The organism is Streptomyces daqingensis (genome assembly GCF_014645895.1).
GTDB lineage: Bacteria > Actinomycetota > Actinomycetes > Streptomycetales > Streptomycetaceae > Streptomyces > Streptomyces daqingensis.
Window position 1 is genome coordinate 187,026 of the sequence record NZ_BMMP01000009.1, and the last position, 17,061, is coordinate 204,086.

The following is a 17,061-nucleotide window of genomic DNA, read 5'->3' on the forward strand; positions in this document are numbered from 1 at the left end:
GCGGACACGCGAGCGGGCCCCGGGGATGTGGAGGGGCGGAACTCGAACGCGGCGGTTACGTACGGTGAGCTCCCGGGGGAGGATTCGAACCCCCATCATTGGCACCAAAAACCAAGGACTTGCCCTTAGTCGACCCGGGAAGGATCTTGCACCCGATCCCCCGTCTCGGGTTCTCGGACTCCACATACTATGCCCGACCACCAGCCCTCGATGCGACGGTACAGATCGGCCCCCTGCAGGACCCGTACGACGAGGCAGCCGCGGTAGGCGGCGCCCACGTTCTTGCGGACGGTCTTCGGGTTGTGCCTTTTGAGTGTCGTCTTCCCGAAGTCGGCCACTTCCCGTCCGACGAGATCCGCCCAGAAGCGCTCCGCGGCGCTCACGTCCGCCGACTCATGGATCATGACCGAGAATCGCAGGCGAGCGGGTGCCACCTCCAGGAGTCCGAGCCAGGCGAGGTAGACCTTGATCATGTCCGGGTCGCTGTTGACGAAGGTGACAGATTCGCTGAAGCGGTAGGACTTGCTCTTGGTGCCCTCGGCCCAGTAGAGAGCCACTCCCACGACGAACAGATCTCGCGGCGAGAGCCGGCCGAGTTCCGCGGCCGCTTGTGCCACCGTCCTTTCGCGGGCGAGATCCCGCTCATGCCTGTAGGGGCCCCATCTCGCCTCGGCCATCATCCGGGCCCGTGCCACGGAGGGCTTCGGAGCCGGCAGATCGCGCACCCACAGGGAGACCGAGCTCTTGGCCACCCCCAGTTCCGCGACGATCTCGTCGTACGTCTTGCCGGCCTGCCGCAGCTCCCGAGCGCGGGCCTTCAGTTCGGGTTTCGCCTGCACCATGACGGCAGCCTCCGTGCAGGCCGAACCGTGTGGGGGCGAGTTGGAGGGTTATTCACCAGTTCGAGTAGGGAAATTGCGTTTCCATTGCGATGTCGCCCCTGTCCTGGCTGTGCGACGGAGTGTTCGGGTTCTGTGGCGGAATGGACGGTTCCTCGGTGGAGGCGGGAAAACGCCCGGCGGCCGGTCGTACGCTGGGCCGTATGACCGAGACGGGGGAGAGCCGGGCGGCGGTCGGCGGGCCTTGGTGGTGGGAGCGCCGCAGGAGCATGGCGCTGGACGTCGTCCTGGCTGCGGCGTCGTCGGCGGAGTGCGGTGTCCAGGGGGTCGGTTTCGCGGAGTCGGCCGGGCTGCCGGCCGCGGCGGGTGTGGTGCTGGGGGTTCTGGCCGGGGCGACGCTGGTGCTGCGCAGGCGGTGGCCGGTGGCTGTCGTGCTGGTCTCGGTGGCCGTGTCTCCGGCGGAGATGGGACTGCTGCTGGGTTTCGTCGGGCTCTACAGCCTGGCGGTGGCCGACGTGCCGCGCCGCATCCTGGTGCTGCTGACGGGCATGCAGGCCGCTGCGGGCGTGGTCATCACGCTGATACGCATGCATCAGAGCATCGGGCAGGACCGCGGGTTCAACCCGCCGGCGTGGTTCATTCCGCTGATGTCCCTGGCCCTGGCTCTGGTGCTGACAGCGCCGCCGGTGCTGATGGGCCTGTACGTGGGGGCGCGGCGGCGGCTTGTGGAGTCGCTGCGGGAGCGGGCGGACGGTCTGGCGCGCGAGTTGGCGCTGCTGGCGGACCGGGCGGAGGAGCGTGCCGAGTGGGCGCGCAACGAGGAGCGGACCCGTATCGCGCGGGAGATGCACGACGTGGTGGCTCACCGGGTGAGTCTGATGGTGGTGCATTCGGCGGCGTTGCAGGCGGTGGCGCTGAAGGATCCGGAGAAGGCTTCGAAGAACGCCGCGCTGGTGGGGGACATGGGGCGGCAGGCGCTGACGGAGCTGCGGACGATGCTCGGGGTGCTGCGTTCTCCGGAGGGCGGGCAGGCGGGCCTTCCGGGGCAGCAGGGCCGTGCGGGGGAGGGCGGTGTGTCGGAGCGGCTGGCGGAGTTCGCGGTGGCGGCGGCCGGGTCGTCGAAGGCGGGGGATGCCGGCCCGGCGGGGGGTTCGGGCGGTGGTTCCGCGTCGGGTGGTCCGGCGTCGAACGGTGGGTCCGTGTCACGCGGTTCCGGGGGGCCGGGCGTCCGGGAGGACGGGGGGCCTTGCCTGGAGGAGCTGGAGGCCCTGGTCGGGCAGTCGCGTGAGGCGGGGATGTCCGTGGAGTTCTCGGTGGACGGTGCGGGTGCCTCCCGTGGTTACGGGCCGGGTGTGGAGCAGACGGCGTTCCGGGTGGTGCAGGAGGCGCTGACGAACGTCCACAAGCATGCGTCGGGTGCCCGTACCCGGGTGCGGCTCGCGCACCGTGAGGGGGAGGTCGCGGTGCAGGTGGAGAACGAGCGGCCGCAGGACGGCGGGGACGCGGCGGGTGCGGGGCTGCCGAGCGGGGGGAACGGCCTGGTGGGGATGAAGGAGCGGGTGGCGGCGCTGGGCGGGGGTTTCGTTTCGGGTCCGACGGATTCGGGGGGGTTCCGGGTGTCGGCGGTGATTCCGGCGCGTGGGCCGGAGGCGCGGCGGCGGTAGCGCCGGGGGTGGGCCGGCCGGGTGCGGCGGTCTCAGGCGGGGCGTGTGCTCTCGCGTGTGAGGCGCTGGGGCCGCGTGCCGGTGAGGAGTGCCGAGAGGGCGGTGTCGAAGTCGCGGCCGAGGTACCAGTCGCCGGTGTGGTCGAGGCTGTAGACGCGTCCGTCGGTGTCGATGGCGAGGAGGGCGGCGTCGGGTCCGTCGGTGCCGAGGGGGCAGATCGCGGTGTCGAGGGCGCGGCCGAGGTCGGCGAGGGTGCGGGCGGCGTGGAGGGCGAGCAGGGGGTCGATGCGTAGGCTGCTCGGGGCGATCTGGGTGCCGGGGCCGGTGGGGTCGATGGGGAGGTTGCCGAATTCGGCCCAGACTTCGACGGCGGCGGCGCTGACGGAGTGCTGGTGGCCGCCGGGGGTGGTGTGGCCGCGGAGGGCGTCGGCCCACTGTTCCGCCTGCAGCATGTTCCAGCGGCCGGGTTCCCATCCTGCGGTGCGCAGGGCGTCGTCCACGGCGATGGGGAAGCGGGTGGCCGAGGTGCGCGATCGGGGTGGGCTCACGTCGTGGCCTCGGCGGCGGCAGCGGGGTCGACGGGGCGTACGCCGAAGTGGGCGAGGAGGGCCGCGCAGGTGCGGCAGGGGGGTGCGTAGCGGCCGTGCAGGGGGTCGCCGTCCTCGCGGATGTGGCGTGCGGTGATCTTGGAGTGTTTGAGGGCGCGCCGGGCTTCGCTGTGGGTGATCTGGCGGGGTTTGACGGTGGTCCTGCGGTGGGTGCGTTTGGCGGTGCGGGTGTCCTCGGCGGAGGTGAGGAAGCGGGAGAGCAGGACGGTTTCGGGGCAGCGGCCGGTGTGGCGGGTGCGGTGTTCGGTGGCGAGGGTGTCGAGGAAGTCCTGGACGAGGGGGTGGGGTGCGGGTCCCTGGTCGCCTTTGTGTGCGGTGGAGGTGAGGGTCTGGCCGCGTACGGAGAGGGCGGCCGCGATGGCGGGGAGGATGCCGTCGCGGCGGTGCTGGAGCGGGGGTGCGTGGTCGTCGCCTGTGGCGGTCCAGCCGAGGCGGGGGTCGGCCGGGGCGGTGCCGGGCGCGGCTGCGGCGCCGGTCGCGGTGGGTGTGCCGGCGGGGGAGGGCCCGGTGTAGGGCGGTCCCGCGGGGGGCGGTCCGGGTTGCGGCGGCGTGGACTGCAGCCGTGCGGAGCGCAGCGGTGCGGTGTTCATGTGGTGATTCCTCCCCGCACGGCCCTTTCTGCCGTTTGTGTCGTGTGTGTCGCCTGCGTGTGGCGCCAAGTATGCAGTGTGGGCGTCGAGTCGATCATGTCGCGTCGTATGTCATGGAGTTGTGACGGTTTCCGACGTGGTGTGGAACAGGGGTGGTGGTTCCGCGGAGCGGGAGCCAGCATGCGCGGTACGTCCAACCTCGAGGCAGGAGTCCGGTAATGCTCAGCACCTCTATACGGCGTCGCGATGCTCGTGACCGTCACACTCGAACGTGTGGTCGGAGTGGTAGTGCTCTGTCCGCGCGTGTGCGGCGCGCCGTCGGGGTCGCGGTGAGCGTGCCGGTGCTGGCCGTCTCCGTGGTGGCCTGCGGGGCGGGTTCGGACGGTGCGGGGGACGGCGGGAAGAAGGACGGCAGCCGGGAGGAGCGCGGTTCCGGCGGTTCGGGCTCGGGCGGTTCGGCCGGGCAGGGCGGTAGCGGTTCCGGCGGGGGAGGGGCCGCGGAGGAGAAACGGCTCGCTTCCGCGCTGCTGAAGTCGGGGGATGTGAAGGGGTACCGGGTGCAGCGCAGCAAGAAGGACGCGCTCCCCGCGCAGAGCACCGTGGAGTCGTACGAGCGGAAGTGCTCGGCTGTCACCGACGTGATGGACTCGGACCCCGTGCGGGCCCGTACCGCGTACATCAACGGCGTGCTGCAGAAGGGCTCTTCGCCTTCGGCGGGCGGTGCGGTGCAGCAGGTGCTGCTGGCTTCGTACGGGAAGGGCGAGGCCGAGGCGTGGCTGTCCGATCTGAAGAGGGCGCTGGGCGGCTGCAAGTCCTTCACCGCCAAGGACGGTGCGGGGGACAAGGTGCGGCTGACCGCGTCCCGGGGGCCGGTGGGCGTGGTGGGGGACGATTCGGTGGAGTTCACGCTGCGCGTGAAGCAGCAGAGCGATTCGCCGCTGGTCTTCACGGTCGTCCGGACCGGCGGCAGGACGGCCACGTTCATGTCGATCTCGCTCTCGGGGAAGCCGCAGCCCGTGGAGAAGGCCCTCGCGGTGAAGCAGCACCAGAAGCTGGCGGCGCTCGGCGGGGGCCGCTGACGGCGACCGACGGCGGCAGCCTCGGGGCGGGGCGCGCTCCGGCCCGCTCCTCTCCGCACTGATTCGCGACCGCCCGCCCTGGTCCGGACGCCGGTGCGGTCTGGCCGGGGTCCGCGTCCGGTCCCGGCGGGGTTTCGGGGTTCGTCGCCGATGCCCGTCCGCCCGCTGCTTGTCCGTCCGTGTCCGGATCGGGCGCCTGGAGCCGCGCGGAGGTCCCGGCGGGCCGGGGGCCGGGGCGTCCCCGGGCGGTGCTGAGCTCTCGCCCTACCGCATAGGCTGTGACGAGTCAGCCGGACGTGCAGCAGGGGGCCAAAGCCATGACGACAGGTCGGCTCGGGCTGGGGGCGCCTAGCGGTTCCCAGGGCTCGGGGATCGCCGCGCCACCGAACCGGGCTTACGCCGGGCAGGTCGTGAACTTCCCCGATCCGGTGCGTGCCGCCCGCCATCCGGGAGGGGTGCGGGTGGACGAGCACGGCCTGCCCGACTTCTCGCCGTACGCGCGTGCCGCCGCCGAGATCGCGGAGCCGCCCGAGGGTTTCGGCGGCGACGAACTGCGCCTGACGGACTACGTCTCGGCTAACGCCGCTCTGCACGCCGCCGGGCACGAACTGTGGGCCGACCTCCCGCCCGTGGCCACGCCGCACGGCTGGACGTGGCACCACGTCGCCTCGGGGCGGCGCATGGAGCTGGTGCCCGTGGAGGTCAAGGCGCTGCTGCGGCATCACGGCGGCCTGGCGGCGGCTGCCGTCGATCACGGGAAGACGGGGACGCGGCCTCTGCAGGACACCCGGCCCGTGCACTTCGCGGTGCCGCACGGACCGGCGGTGAGCGAGTCGCAGGTGCTGGAGGTCGAGGAGCGGCTGGGGTACCGGCTGCCGGGCGCGTACCGCTCCTTCCTGAAGGCGGCGGGCGGCTGCGCGCCCCGGGGCGTGGCCCTGGACGCGGAGCTGGGGCTGCTGGTGGACCAGCCGTTCTTCACGGTGCGCGAGGACGCGGCCGTCAACGACGTGGTCTACGTCAACAAGTGCCTGCGCGACCACTTCACGAAGGACTTCCTCGGTGTGGGGTTCGTGCAGGGCGGGCTGCTCGCCGTGAAGGTGAAGGGCGAGGCCGCCGGCTCGGTGTGGTTCTGCCCGTTCGACGACGTACGGGACAGGGACGGGCTCCAGGTGCAGGAGCGGACGGAGCGGCTGCTGCGTCCGTGCGGTGCCGACTTCGACGAGTTCCTGCTGCGGCTGGCCGGCAGTCCGCCGGAGCTGGAGACCGTGGCGAACCTCATGGTGGACGGCGGCTTCGCACGTGCCGTCCAGCTCTGAGGGTGACGTGAGGGTGGGGTGAGAACGCGATGGTGACCTTCGCACAGGCTCAGGAGCGCGCGGAGCGCTGGGTCAACGGGGGTGTCCCCGAGGAGCCGGGACGCCGGCGGTTCGAGGTGCGGGTCCGGGAGTTCGACCTCGGGTTCGTCGCGTGGGCCGAGGCGTCCGAGGAGTACTCCGACGGCGGCGCGGACCAGGGCGTCGGCCGTCAGCGTCTGGTGATAGCGCGGGACAGCGGGGACACCACCCTGTGGCCCGCCCTGCCCGTGGGCGAGGTGATCCGGCGCTACGAGGAGGAGTACGGCAACTCTGTTTCCGTTCCCGCCTCTTCGGGCGTACCGCCGCAGCGCCTGGACCTGGAGGCGACGTCGTTCCTGCTGACCCCGCCGGGGTGGCTGCAGGAGGCGGCCGACCAGATGGGCATCCCGGACCGGCGGTCGCCGGGGTCCGGCACCGCCGGTCAGAACGCCGCCGCCGCTGCCGCCCCGCAGGCTCCGGCCGCGGAGGGCGTGAGCCCCTGGGACGCCGCGGACACCAGCAGTTCGGGTGGTGGTGAAGCGCAGTCGCCGCCCGCGACGGTCTTCGCGCCCCCGCTCTCCGGCAGCGACGACGAGTACTCCGGCGGCGACGACGAGCGGTGGGAGGCGAAGACGGAGATGATGCCGGAGACGCGCCCGCTGCCCAGCACGGCCGTGAACCCGGCAGTGGACGAACCCGGGGCAGGCTCCGGGCCCTCGGCTCCGCCTCCCCCGTCCCAGCCGCCGAACGTCCCCGCGCCGCCTGCCGGTTCGGCTCCGGGCCAGGGAACGGGCGCCGGTTCCGGCGGTGTGCACCACGCGGCGACGATGCTCGCCGGTCCGGCTTCCGGGGGCCCGGACGGTACGCCCCCTCCGCCTCCGGCTCCGCCGGGGGCGCCCGGCAGCGCCGGGGACTTCGCCGACGCCGACACGAGCCGTGCCGCGCGCGGTGACAACCCGTCGCGGGGCGGCGGGCCGTCCGTGCCGCCCCCGCCGGGAGCCCCGGGCACGCCCGGTGCCCGGTCAGACGGCTCCGGCGCATCCGGGCCGTCCGGCGGCGGCTACGTGCCGACGCAGCTGGTCTCTTCCGCCGAGGTGGAGGGCCAGCTCGGCGAGAACGGGCAGCCCGCCGGTGGTTCCGGCGGCGGTGAGGGCTCCTCCGGAGGTTCCGGACCGGCCTCCGGGCAGGGCGGCGGCCAGGGTCAGGGGCCCGGCTCGGGCGGTGTGCACCACGCGGCCACGATGCTGGCGGGGCCTTCCCAGGGCGGTCCGGGCGGCCCACCGCCTCCGCCTCCCGCACCGGGCACTCCGCCTCCCGCTCCCGGTACTCCGCCTCCCCCGGGCGGCGGGGGCGACGTCCACCATGCGGCGACGATGCTCGCCGGCCCGGCACAGAGCGGCGGCCCCGCCGCGCCCGCACCCCCCGGGCCCCCGCCCGGCGTCCCGGGCGCGCCTCCCGGAGTGCCCGCCGCCCCGGGCGGGGGCGTGTCGCCGCAGGCGTACGGCTTCCCGCAGGGCGCGCCGGGTCCGCAGCCCGGGGGACCGCCGCCCGCGTACGGATACCCCCAGCAACAACAACAGCAGCAGCCCAGCGGGCAGCCCACGGTCGGTCCCGGCTACATGGCGGTGCTCAGCTACCGGGCGCCCGACGGGTCGGAGCAGCAGCTCATCCGGCGTTCCGCTCCAGGAACCCCGCATCCCGAGTGGCAGATCCTGCACGAGCTGCGGAACATGAACGTCCCGCCGCAGCAAGTGGTGGAGCTGCACACCGAGTTGGAGTCCTGCGACCTGCCGGGCGGCTACTGCGCGCGCATGGTCCGGGAGACCTGGCCTCAGGTGCGGATCACGCACACCGCCCCGTACGGACGTGACCACGCCTCCCGTCAGCAGGGCGTGCGGCACCTGCTGGAGCACCAGGGCGAGCTGCACCAGGTCGCCGACGGTCCGGCGCGGCCCGCTCCGTTCCGGGTGCCGCTGCCGCCGCAGCACCAGATCCCGCCCATGCCGCCGCTCCCGCCGGACGCCGTCGGGCAGGAACTTGCCCAGGCCTTCGGCCCGCAGGGCGTCTTCCGCTTCGAGCAGCACGCGGTCTCACGGCAGGGCGTGCCCGACATCGTGGGGCAGACGCTGATGTGGGCGGGCGTCCCCGTCGACGTGAACCCCTTCTTCTGGGGGCAGGCCCAGCCCGGCCGTCCGGTGCCGACGCTCGCGGAACTCGCGCAGGAACGCGGCGTGCTGCCGGCCTCCGACGCCGGGTCGTACCTGGTGATGGGGAACGACTTCGGCCGTCAGCTGTGCGTGCAGTACGGGACGGCCCACATCGTGGCCGTCCCGCTGGAGGGAAGCCCTGAAGGGCGGGCGGCGCAGCCGCAGTTCGTCAACACCGGCCTGCCCGAGTTCGTCCGCTGCATGGCGGCGCTGGGCCGGATGTGGCCGCTGCGGTTCGGGCTCACGCAGGAGCAGGCGGGCCGCTGGACGGTCGACTTCCAGCTGCAGCTGGCCGCGCTGGACCCGGCGGCGCTCTCCTCGCCGGAGAACTGGTGGGCGGTGCTGCTGGAACAGATGTGGGACGGGCTCTTCTAGACCCGCCCCCGCCCCCGCCCCCGCCGTTGCCGTCACCGCCGCCGGCCCCGCGGGGGTGGCCGAGGCCCTCGTGACAACTGCCGGGTGGACGTCGACGATGGCTGCATGGCGCGACTTCGCGACATCGTCTTCGACTGCGTGCACCCGGCGGCCGCGGCCCGGTTCTGGGCCTCCGTGCTGGACGGGTACGCCGTCGCCCCGTACGACGAGGCGGAACTCGCCCGCCTGCGGGCCAGGGGGATCACCAGCGTCGAGGACGATCCGACCGTGCTCGTGGAGCCGGCGGCCGGAGGGCCGCGTCTCTGGTTCCAGCTGGTGCCCGAGGCGAAGTGCGTGAAGAACCGGGCCCACCTGGATGTGACGGCCCCGGACATGGAGGCGGAGGTCCGACGGCTGACCGGGCTGGGCGCGACCGTCCAGGCCCGTCACGACGGCCACGCCGTCCTGCTCGACCCCGAGGGCAACGAGTTCTGCGTCTTTCCCGGGAGTTGAGGCACCGCGGGGCTGCCCGCGCGAGCAGCGCGCCGTGTGCGTACGCCCCTGCGTATCCGTGCGTCCAGGCATCCCCGCAGCCGCATCTCGCAGCCGGGGTGCGCCCGCCGTTCACCCTTCGCGGCGGCTCTCCACGCCTGACCTGTCACTCGCGCGGATGGTGCGCCGTCCCGTGCACACCGGCGGGCCGCGGGCCGCCGATTCCCGCGCCTGCTGCCGAATCCGGCCGGTCAACGCCCTGGCCGCGTCCGCTCCGGCGCGGCCTGGTGACTCCGCGCCCCGTACGTGATGCGCTCGTATGGAGTGTTGCGTTATGCCCGCTTCGCTCGGATCAAGAAAGATGTGCCTCTCCGCCGTTGAGTGTTGCCGATCGCTGAGTAAGGGGCTCGAAATGGGTGCGTCGCCGCATGCCTTCGCTGTTGTACGGGGCCGTGGTTACCGGCCCGAGCAGGTCGACAGGATGGTGGCCGGCCTGATCGAGCAGTCCCGGCAGGACTGGGAGCACGTCGCCGAACTCACCGCACGGGCAGAGGAGTTGCGGTTGGAGGCCGCCCGGTTGCAGGACGCGGTCGCGGCCAGGCCACCGGAGGAGTACGCGGCGCTGGGCGAGAACGCGGGGCAGTTGCTGTCGCTGGCGGAGACCGAGAGCGCGCGGCTGCGCGAGGCCGGCCAGGCGGAGGCGCGGCGGACGATGCTGGAGGCGGAGTCGGTGTCCGTCGCGTGGCGCGAGGCGGCACAGCGTGACGCGCAGCGTGTGCGTACGGAAGCGGCAGCCGGCGCGGCCCGCACGGTCGAGGCGGCGCGGAGCGAGGCCGTCACGCTGCTCTCGGAGGCCCGCGCCGCGGCGGAGGAGGCCCGTACCGGCGCGGAGGAGAACCTGCGGGAGGTCTCGCGGCGCTGCGCTGAGGCCATGGCCGAGCAGGAGCGGGCCCGCGCTCAGGCGCAGGAGGAGGCGGAGCGCCGCTTCGCTGCCCGGGAGGGGGAGGTCGAGGCCTACATCGAGAGCCTGGCCGCGCGGGGCGAGCAGTTGCTGCGCGAGGCGCGGGCGGAGCGAGCGGAGGCGGAGGAGGCGGCACGGCTGAAGCAGGAGGAGGCGGTCGCGCGGGGGGAGGAGCTGCTGGCGGAGGCGCGGGTGCGCGAGGAGGCCGTCGAGCGCGAGACCGCCGGGGTGCTGCACGAACACGCAGAGCGGGCCGAGCAGTTGAGGCAGCACATGACGCGCGTGCGCAGCACCCTCGCGTCGCTCACGGGCCGTGAGCCGGACATGGGGCCCGAGCCGGACGGCGAGGGCGCGGACGGACCGGCCGGCCGTGACGTGCGGACGGACGGGCGGAACGCCGCGGGGGGCCCGCAGGTCATCGTGCCCGGGCAGGGCGAGCAGCCCGGTGGGTCCTCGCGCTGAACGAGCCCCGAAAGGCGGGGAGTTCGGACTTCCACGGGTAGCAGTCGTACGGCATCGGGACGGGCCGGGCGGAGGGGCCGGGCGGCCCCTCCGCCGTCACCGCCGCTCCGCCCCCGCCAGGAGGCGCGGCTCGGCCGCCGCATACTCCTGGATCTGCCGGTCCTGGCTCTCCGGCCGGCTGAGGAGGGTTCCCGCCCACCCGAGGAGGAAGCCCAGCGGCATGCTGATCAGGCCGCTGGTGGTGAGCGGGAAGATGTCGAAGTCCGAGTCGGGGAACAGGGACTGAGGCGTCCCGGAGACGGTGGTGGAGAAGACCGTTACCACCGTCGCGGAGACCGTTCCCCCTATGAGGGAGCCGAGCACACCGGTGCGGGTGCAGCGCGGCCAGAAGAGGCTGAGGACGAGAGCGGGCGCGATGGCGGACGCACCGATGCTGAACGACAGGATGATCAGCGCCCGCAGGCCGTTGTCCTGGACGAGCACGGCGATCACGATGGCGGGCACGCCTACTGCGAACGCCGCGGCACGCGCGATCAGCAGCTCCCGCCGTGGCTCGGGCTCGGTGCCCTTGCGGGTGGTGACGTGCGCGTACAGGTCGTGGGCGAGGGAGTTCCCGCAGGCCAGGATCATGCCGGCCACCGAGGAGAGCAGCGTCAGGAACACCGCGGTGGCTACCGTGGTGAAGACGAGCGTGGAGAAGGACGCGGAGTCCGCGACGATCGCCTGGGCGAGCTGGAGGATCGCGGTGCTGCCCTGGGGGCCGCCCGCCTCGATGACGCCCCGTCCCAGCAGGGCGGTGGCGCCGGCGCCGACGACCGCGATGAGGACGACGAAGACGCCCATGATCATCACGGCGTACGACATGGCGCGCCGGATCGCCGGCGCGTTCTTCGCGGTGAACATGCGCATCGTGACGTGCGGCAGGCAGGCCGCGCCGAAGACCACGGTCAGCGCGCTGAACACGAGGTCGACCTTCCCCAGCGGCGTCGCCTCGATGAGCAGCCCGGACCGGGAGAAGGCCGGCCCGGCGCCGCTGCCCTGGTCCGCGAGCGCGAGGAGGCGCGAGGGGTTCCAGCCGACCTTGTCCATGACGAGCACGGCGAGCAGCGCCGAGGCGGCGAAGAGCACGACGAGTTTGATGATGTGGATGAGGGCAGTGCCCTTCATGCCGCCGATGGCCGCGTAGCCGATCATGAGCCCTCCGAGGGCGATGATCGTCGCCGTACGGACAGACGAGCCCTCGAATCCCAGCACGAGCGTGACGAGATGTCCCGCGCCGGAGAGCTGGAAGACCATCAGGGGCAGCAGCGAGGCCAGGGTGACGGCTGTCGTCGCGAGGCGCACGCTGCGGCTGGGCGCCCGGTGGGTGAGCGCGTCACCGATGGTGAACCGGCCCGCGTGGCGCAGCGGTTCGGCGAGCAGCACCATCAGCAGGAGGAGCGACAGGGCGGTGCTCAGAGCGAGGATGAGTCCGTCGAAGCCGGTGAGGGCGATGATGCCGATGGTCGACAGGACGGTCGCGGCGGATATGTAGTCGCCCGCGATGGCGAGGCCGTTGCGCAGGGGAGCGAGGGTGCGGAAGCCGGTGTAGAACTCGTCGAGGTCGTCCCGCTCAGCGCTCGTCATGATGCACAGCAGCAACGTGACGCTGACCAGCCCCGCGAAGATCGCGAACGAGAGCGACTGCGAACTGGCGTCCACTGTCTGCGAGTTCATCGGCTCCACCTCTGCTGTGCCCTGGCCTTCTCGCGGGCCTCGGCCTCGACGATGCGTACGCGGTGCGCGACGGGGTCGACGGTGGAGCGGGCGAGGAACTCGTACACGAGGATCGCCGCGAGGGTGATCGGGACGAGCGAAAGCCCCAGGCACACGCCGAGGTTGAGGTTCCCGGCGACCTTCGCGCCCATGACGTCCGGCAGGTAGGCGGCCATCACCAGGAAGGCCGAGTAGTAGGCGAGGAGCGCCGCCGCCATGCCGCGGCGCAGCAGGCGGTACGCGGAGCGCAGCTGGTGCAGGGCGGTGTTCTCCCGTGCCGGGACGCTCGGCGGGTAGCCGGGCGGCGGCCCGTGGGAGGGCGGCGGGGGCTGGGGGTGCCAGGGGGGATACGGGGGCGGAGGTGGATACGTTCCGTAGTCGTCGGGAAACCCACGATGATCATCGGTACTGAACGCCATTCGTGGCTCTCCTTCTGCCCGGAGTGCGTAAAACCCGAGGTCGTCGGCACGTTACCGGCGGGTCGAGTCCGGGTGGAAGGGCTGCGTGAGAACCCGTCACAAACTCCACATTGTTACTTACGGTAATAACAGAAAGTGTCAATGCCCCTTAGGGGTGGCCCCTGTCGGCACCCGGTTGATCCGGGTCCGGGAGTTTCGTCCTGGGGCAGGAGGAGTCCGGCTGGGGCGGTCTATAAGCTGCTGATACGTCCTGCCGGAACGTCCGTACCGGCAGGGGCAGTTCCTGTTCCTTACTCGCGCACCCACTCCGCGCCCGGATCCGGCTCGGGGTGGGGGTAACCCCCGCACGCGAACGCGTACGGGCACCATCGCGACGGCCGTCTTCCTGCGTAAGGCTGGCCTGTGCGGCGGCCGCAACCGCCGCACAGGCCGCCCCGCCGACCCTCGGCATGCGGAGGCGGTCCGCCGACGGTCCGAAGCGGCACCCCGCGGCGTCCGCGCCGGGCACCGGCGGCACCGCTGCCCGGCACCACGCGTCCCGAGCGACCGCCGCCGACCCGTCCGAGAGATCCGCTGCCCTTCCGGGCCGCCCGCCAGACGAACGAGGAGAAGAGAAGTGACGACGGCTGTGACGACACCCGCGACAGGGGGCAACGGGGCACGTTCGGCTGTCGCCGCCTCCGCCCGGAAACTGGTGAAGGCCTACGGCTCCGGTGAGACCCGGGTCGTGGCGCTCGACCACGTCGACGTGGAGATCGCCCGGGGCGCCTTCACCGCGATCATGGGACCCTCCGGGTCCGGCAAGTCGACCCTGATGCACTGCCTGGCCGGGCTCGACTCCGTGACCGAGGGCGAAGTCCGGGTCGGCGGACAGGAGATCACGAGACTGAAGGAGAAGAAGCTCACGCGGCTGCGCCGCGACCGGATCGGCTTCATCTTCCAGGCGTTCAACCTGCTGCCCACCCTCGACGCCCTGGAGAACATCACGCTCCCCATGGACATCGCGGGCCGGAAGCCCGACAAGGCGTGGCTGGAGAACGTCATCGCCACCGTGAACCTCGAAGGCCGGCTCAAGCACCGCCCCAGCGAACTCTCCGGCGGCCAGCAGCAGCGCGTCGCCGTCGCACGCGCCCTGGCGGCGCGGCCCGAGATCATCTTCGCGGACGAACCGACGGGCAACCTCGACTCCCGTTCGGGCGCGGAGATGCTCAGGTTCCTGCGCCGCTCCGTCGACGAGCTCGGGCAGACCATCGTGATGGTGACCCACGACCCGGTGGCGGCCGCCTACTCCGACCGCGTCCTCTACCTCGCCGACGGCCGCATCGTCGACGAGATGGACAGTCCCACGGCCGAGGCGGTGCTCGACCGCATGCTGCGCCTCGCTGAGGACGTCCCCGGCGCCGACGGCACCCACGGGAGCGCGTCGTGACCGTACTCAAGGCATCCCTGCGCAACTTCCTGGCGCACAAGGGGCGCATGGCGCTCAGCGCCGTCGCGGTCGTGCTGTCCGTGGCGTTCGTCTGCGGGACGCTGGTCTTCACCGACACCATGACGACCACCTTCGACAAGCTCTTCGCCTCGACGTCCGCGGACGTCACCGTCAGCCCGAAGAAGCCGAAGGACGACAAGGCGCAGCAGGAGACGGGCCGTCCGCCGTCGGTGCCGGAGTCCGCCCTCGCCGGGGCGCGGACCGCGGAGGGCGCCAAGTCCGTGGAGGGCATGGTCTCCAGCGAGAAGGTCACCGTCGTCGACGGCGACGACAAGAACATCGGCTCCACGACGGGCGCCCCCACCATCGCCTCCAACTGGACCACCGGCGACCGCACGACGATGAAGATCACCTCGGGGCACGCGCCCCGCGGCGCCTCCGACGTCATGGTCGACGCCGACACGGCGAAGAAGCGGAAGCTGAAGCTGGGCGACGAACTGCGCACCATCACCGCGACCGGTGACATCGAGGCGAGGATCTCCGGCATCGCGACCTTCCAGGTCACCAATCCCGGCGCGGCGATCGTCTACTTCGACACCCGCACAGCGCAGCGGGAGCTGCTGGGGGCCACCGACGCCTACACGGGCGTCGCGGTGACCGCCGGCAGCGGCGTCACGCACGCCGAGCTGAAGAAGAACGTCACCGAAGCCCTCGGGGCGGGCACGTACACGTACCAGACGAAGAAGGAGGCGGCCGACTCCAGCCGCGAGCAGATCGGCTCCTTCCTGGACGTGCTCAAGTACGCCCTGCTCGGTTTCGCCGGCATCGCGCTCCTCGTCGGGATCTTCCTGATCGTCAACACCTTCTCGATGCTCGTCGCGCAGCGCACCCGCGAGATCGGCCTCATGCGGGCCATCGGGTCCAGCCGCCGCCAGGTCAACAGGTCGGTGATGATCGAGGCGCTGCTGCTGGGCGTCGCCGGTTCCGTGGTCGGCGTAGGCGCCGGAGTCGGCCTGGCCATCGGCCTGATGGAGCTGATGGGCGCCCTGGGCATGAACCTCAGCACCTCGGAGCTGACGCTCGCCTGGACGACACCCGTCGCCGGACTCGTCCTCGGCATCCTCGTCACCCTCCTCGCGGCCTACCTGCCGGCGCGGCGCGCCGGACGGGTCTCCCCGATGGCGGCGCTGCGGGACGCCGGAACCCCCGCCGACGGCAAAGCCGGCACGGTGCGCGGCGTGCTGGGCCTCCTCCTCACGGCAGGCGGCGGAGCGGGCCTGTACGCGGCCACGCAGGCCGAGAAGGCCTCGGACGGATCGGTGTGGCTGGCGGCAGGCGTGGTGCTGACCCTCGTCGGTTTCGTCGTCGTCGGCCCGCTGCTCGCGGGCGGGCTCGTGCGGGTGCTCTCGGTGGTGACGCTGCGCCCCTTCGGGCGCGTCGGCCGCCTCGCCGAGCGCAACGCCCTGCGCAACCCGCGCCGTACCGGTGCGACCGCCGCGGCGCTGATGATCGGGCTCGCACTCGTCGCGTCGCTCTCGGTCGTCGGCTCCTCGATGGTCGCCTCCGCCACGGAGGAACTGGACCGTTCCGTGGGAGCGGACTTCATCGTCCAGTCCAACAACGGCCAGCCGGTGACGGCAGCGGCCGAGAAGAGGGCCCGGAAGTCGGAGCGGCTGAAGACCGTCACCACGTACAAGATGGTCGGCGCCCGCGTCACCGCCCCCGACGGCTCCACGGCGGCCGAGCACCTCGCCGCCACCGAACCCGCGTACATGGACGCCCTGCGGCGCGAGACGACGTCGGGCGACCTGGCGGCGGCGTACGGCAAGGACTCCATGTCGGTCGGCGCCGAGTACGCGAATAAGCACGGCGTCGAGGTCGGGGACACCCTGGAGGTCGCCTTCTCCGGCGGACGCGAGGCGGAACTGAAGGTCGCCGCGATCACCTCCGACGACACCAACGTCGACAAGGGCGCGAAGTACATCCACGTCGACACCGCCCGCCGGTACCTGCCCGCCGACCAGTTCCCCCTGAGCTGGATGGTGCTCGCCACGGCCGACGAGGGCCACGAGAAGGCCGCGTACGCCGCCCTGAAGAAGCAGATGAAGCCGTACCCGCAGTACCAGGTGCGCGACCAGGCCGACTACAAGGAGACCCTGCAGGAGCAGGTAGGGCAGATGCTGAACATGGTCTACGGGCTGCTGGCGCTGGCGATCATCGTCGCGGTGCTCGGCGTCGTGAACACCCTCGCGCTGTCCGTCGTCGAACGCACCCGTGAGATCGGCCTCATGCGGGCCATCGGTCTCTCCCGGCGGCAGCTGCGCCGCATGATCCGCCTGGAGTCGGTCGTCATCGCCCTCTTCGGCGCCCTTCTCGGCCTCGGCCTGGGCATGTGCTGGGGCGCGGCGGCGCAGAAGCTGCTCGCGCTCGAGGGGCTGGGGGTGCTGGAGATCCCGTGGCAGACGATCGGAGCCGTCTTCGTCGGCTCGGCCCTGGTCGGCCTCGTGGCGGCGCTGGCCCCCGCGTTCCGCGCGGGCCGCATGAACGTCCTGAACGCGATCGCCACGGAGTAGGTCCCGGGCGGGGGCCCGACGCGGGGCCCGGGTGCGCGTGACGGACGCCACCCGGGCCCCGCGCCTGTTCTGCCTCCGCCCGTTCCGCCTCCGCGCCGGCCCCTCCTGCCGCGCCCGCGTGTTCGGCCGCCCGCTGCCGGGCCCGTCGTCCCGCCGCTGCGGGGCAGGCGGGCCGTCCCGGCGGACCCGTCCCCCTTGCGAGGGGCCGCCGCCGATCGGGTCGGCGGCGGTCGTCCGGCCGCCGTACGCTTGGAAACCCCCGGAACGTCCGCGTCGCGCCGTTGCGGGGCATCTC

13 protein-coding genes and 1 tRNA gene are annotated in these 17,061 nt (G+C 72.5%); 8 read left to right on the forward strand and 6 right to left on the reverse strand.

The window, feature by feature from the left end; translation table 11 throughout:
* Positions 1 to 69: 69 nt before the first annotated feature.
* Together IEY56_RS15300 and IEY56_RS15305 are read right to left on the reverse strand one after the other, a co-directional pair.
* Positions 70 to 140, reverse strand: a tRNA-Gln gene (locus tag IEY56_RS15300).
* A complete protein-coding gene (locus IEY56_RS15305; protein ID WP_189037728.1) occupies positions 126 to 842 on the reverse strand; it encodes a hypothetical protein in 717 nt (238 codons plus the stop codon). The genes IEY56_RS15300 and IEY56_RS15305 overlap by 15 nt, the downstream gene beginning before the upstream one ends.
* A gap of 200 nt (positions 843 to 1,042) precedes the next feature.
* Between IEY56_RS15305 and IEY56_RS15310 the strand changes: the two genes are divergently transcribed.
* Positions 1,043 to 2,503, forward strand: a complete 1,461-nt coding sequence (locus IEY56_RS15310) for a sensor histidine kinase (protein WP_189037729.1) — start codon at positions 1,043 to 1,045, stop codon at positions 2,501 to 2,503.
* Between the two features lie 32 nt (positions 2,504 to 2,535).
* Here IEY56_RS15310 and IEY56_RS15315 read toward each other — a convergent pair whose 3' ends face one another.
* Both IEY56_RS15315 and IEY56_RS15320 read right to left on the reverse strand, forming a co-directional pair.
* Complete coding sequence (locus tag IEY56_RS15315; protein WP_189037730.1) at positions 2,536 to 3,051, reverse strand: SUKH-3 domain-containing protein; 516 nt, start codon at positions 3,049 to 3,051, stop codon at positions 2,536 to 2,538.
* On the reverse strand, positions 3,048 to 3,701 hold the full coding sequence (locus IEY56_RS15320; RefSeq protein ID WP_189037731.1) for a YwqJ-related putative deaminase: 654 nt from the start codon (positions 3,699 to 3,701) through the stop codon (positions 3,048 to 3,050). The genes IEY56_RS15315 and IEY56_RS15320 overlap by 4 nt, the downstream gene beginning before the upstream one ends.
* A 329-nt stretch (positions 3,702 to 4,030) precedes the next feature.
* Between IEY56_RS15320 and IEY56_RS15325 the strand changes: the two genes are divergently transcribed.
* The 5 genes from IEY56_RS15325 to IEY56_RS15345 all read left to right on the forward strand — a co-directional run bounded on the left by IEY56_RS15325 (position 4,031) and on the right by IEY56_RS15345 (position 10,590).
* Complete coding sequence (locus IEY56_RS15325; RefSeq protein WP_189037732.1) at positions 4,031 to 4,780, forward strand: hypothetical protein; 750 nt, start codon at positions 4,031 to 4,033, stop codon at positions 4,778 to 4,780.
* A 317-nt stretch (positions 4,781 to 5,097) separates the two neighbouring features.
* Positions 5,098 to 6,096, forward strand: a complete 999-nt coding sequence (locus tag IEY56_RS15330) for an SMI1/KNR4 family protein (RefSeq protein WP_189037844.1) — start codon at positions 5,098 to 5,100, stop codon at positions 6,094 to 6,096.
* A gap of 29 nt (positions 6,097 to 6,125) precedes the next feature.
* Positions 6,126 to 8,696, forward strand: a complete 2,571-nt coding sequence (locus tag IEY56_RS15335; protein ID WP_189037733.1) for an SUKH-4 family immunity protein — start codon at positions 6,126 to 6,128, stop codon at positions 8,694 to 8,696.
* A gap of 105 nt (positions 8,697 to 8,801) precedes the next feature.
* Positions 8,802 to 9,188: a VOC family protein gene (locus IEY56_RS15340; RefSeq protein ID WP_189037734.1), complete on the forward strand. Its 387-nt coding sequence runs from the start codon at positions 8,802 to 8,804 to the stop codon at positions 9,186 to 9,188.
* A 391-nt stretch (positions 9,189 to 9,579) separates the two neighbouring features.
* Entirely contained in the window at positions 9,580 to 10,590 is a 1,011-nt protein-coding gene (locus IEY56_RS15345) for a coiled-coil domain-containing protein (protein WP_189037735.1), read from the forward strand.
* Between the two features lie 96 nt (positions 10,591 to 10,686).
* Here the strand turns inward: IEY56_RS15345 and IEY56_RS15350 are convergent, their stop codons facing one another.
* Together IEY56_RS15350 and IEY56_RS15355 are read right to left on the reverse strand one after the other, a co-directional pair.
* A complete protein-coding gene (locus IEY56_RS15350) occupies positions 10,687 to 12,306 on the reverse strand; it encodes a sodium/solute symporter (protein WP_189037736.1) in 1,620 nt (539 codons plus the stop codon).
* Complete coding sequence (locus tag IEY56_RS15355; RefSeq protein WP_189037737.1) at positions 12,303 to 12,764, reverse strand: DUF485 domain-containing protein; 462 nt, start codon at positions 12,762 to 12,764, stop codon at positions 12,303 to 12,305. Before IEY56_RS15355 ends, IEY56_RS15350 begins: the two co-directional genes overlap by 4 nt.
* A 616-nt stretch (positions 12,765 to 13,380) precedes the next feature.
* On the opposite strand from IEY56_RS15355, the gene IEY56_RS15360 reads away from it, so the two are divergent.
* Both IEY56_RS15360 and IEY56_RS15365 read left to right on the forward strand, forming a co-directional pair.
* Positions 13,381 to 14,193: an ABC transporter ATP-binding protein gene (locus tag IEY56_RS15360; protein WP_189037738.1), complete on the forward strand. Its 813-nt coding sequence runs from the start codon at positions 13,381 to 13,383 to the stop codon at positions 14,191 to 14,193.
* Entirely contained in the window at positions 14,190 to 16,766 is a 2,577-nt protein-coding gene (locus IEY56_RS15365) for an ABC transporter permease (RefSeq protein ID WP_189037739.1), read from the forward strand. Before IEY56_RS15360 ends, IEY56_RS15365 begins: the two co-directional genes overlap by 4 nt.
* Positions 16,767 to 17,061: the final 295 nt, after the last annotated feature.

Excerpts from the sequence above, each read along its gene's own strand:
- IEY56_RS15305 (WP_189037728.1), bottom strand. The coding sequence starts at position 842 with ATGGTGCAGGCGAAACCCGAACTGAAGGCCCGCGCTCGGGAGCTGCGG.
- IEY56_RS15310 (WP_189037729.1), top strand. The coding sequence starts at position 1,043 with ATGACCGAGACGGGGGAGAGCCGGGCGGCGGTCGGCGGGCCTTGGTGG.
- IEY56_RS15335 (WP_189037733.1), top strand. The coding sequence starts at position 6,126 with ATGGTGACCTTCGCACAGGCTCAGGAGCGCGCGGAGCGCTGGGTCAAC.
- IEY56_RS15345 (WP_189037735.1), top strand. The coding sequence starts at position 9,580 with ATGGGTGCGTCGCCGCATGCCTTCGCTGTTGTACGGGGCCGTGGTTAC.
- IEY56_RS15350 (WP_189037736.1), bottom strand. The coding sequence starts at position 12,306 with ATGAACTCGCAGACAGTGGACGCCAGTTCGCAGTCGCTCTCGTTCGCG.
- IEY56_RS15320 (WP_189037731.1), bottom strand. The coding sequence starts at position 3,701 with ATGAACACCGCACCGCTGCGCTCCGCACGGCTGCAGTCCACGCCGCCG.
- IEY56_RS15355 (WP_189037737.1), bottom strand. The coding sequence starts at position 12,764 with ATGGCGTTCAGTACCGATGATCATCGTGGGTTTCCCGACGACTACGGA.
- IEY56_RS15340 (WP_189037734.1), top strand. The coding sequence starts at position 8,802 with ATGGCGCGACTTCGCGACATCGTCTTCGACTGCGTGCACCCGGCGGCC.
- IEY56_RS15330 (WP_189037844.1), top strand. The coding sequence starts at position 5,098 with ATGACGACAGGTCGGCTCGGGCTGGGGGCGCCTAGCGGTTCCCAGGGC.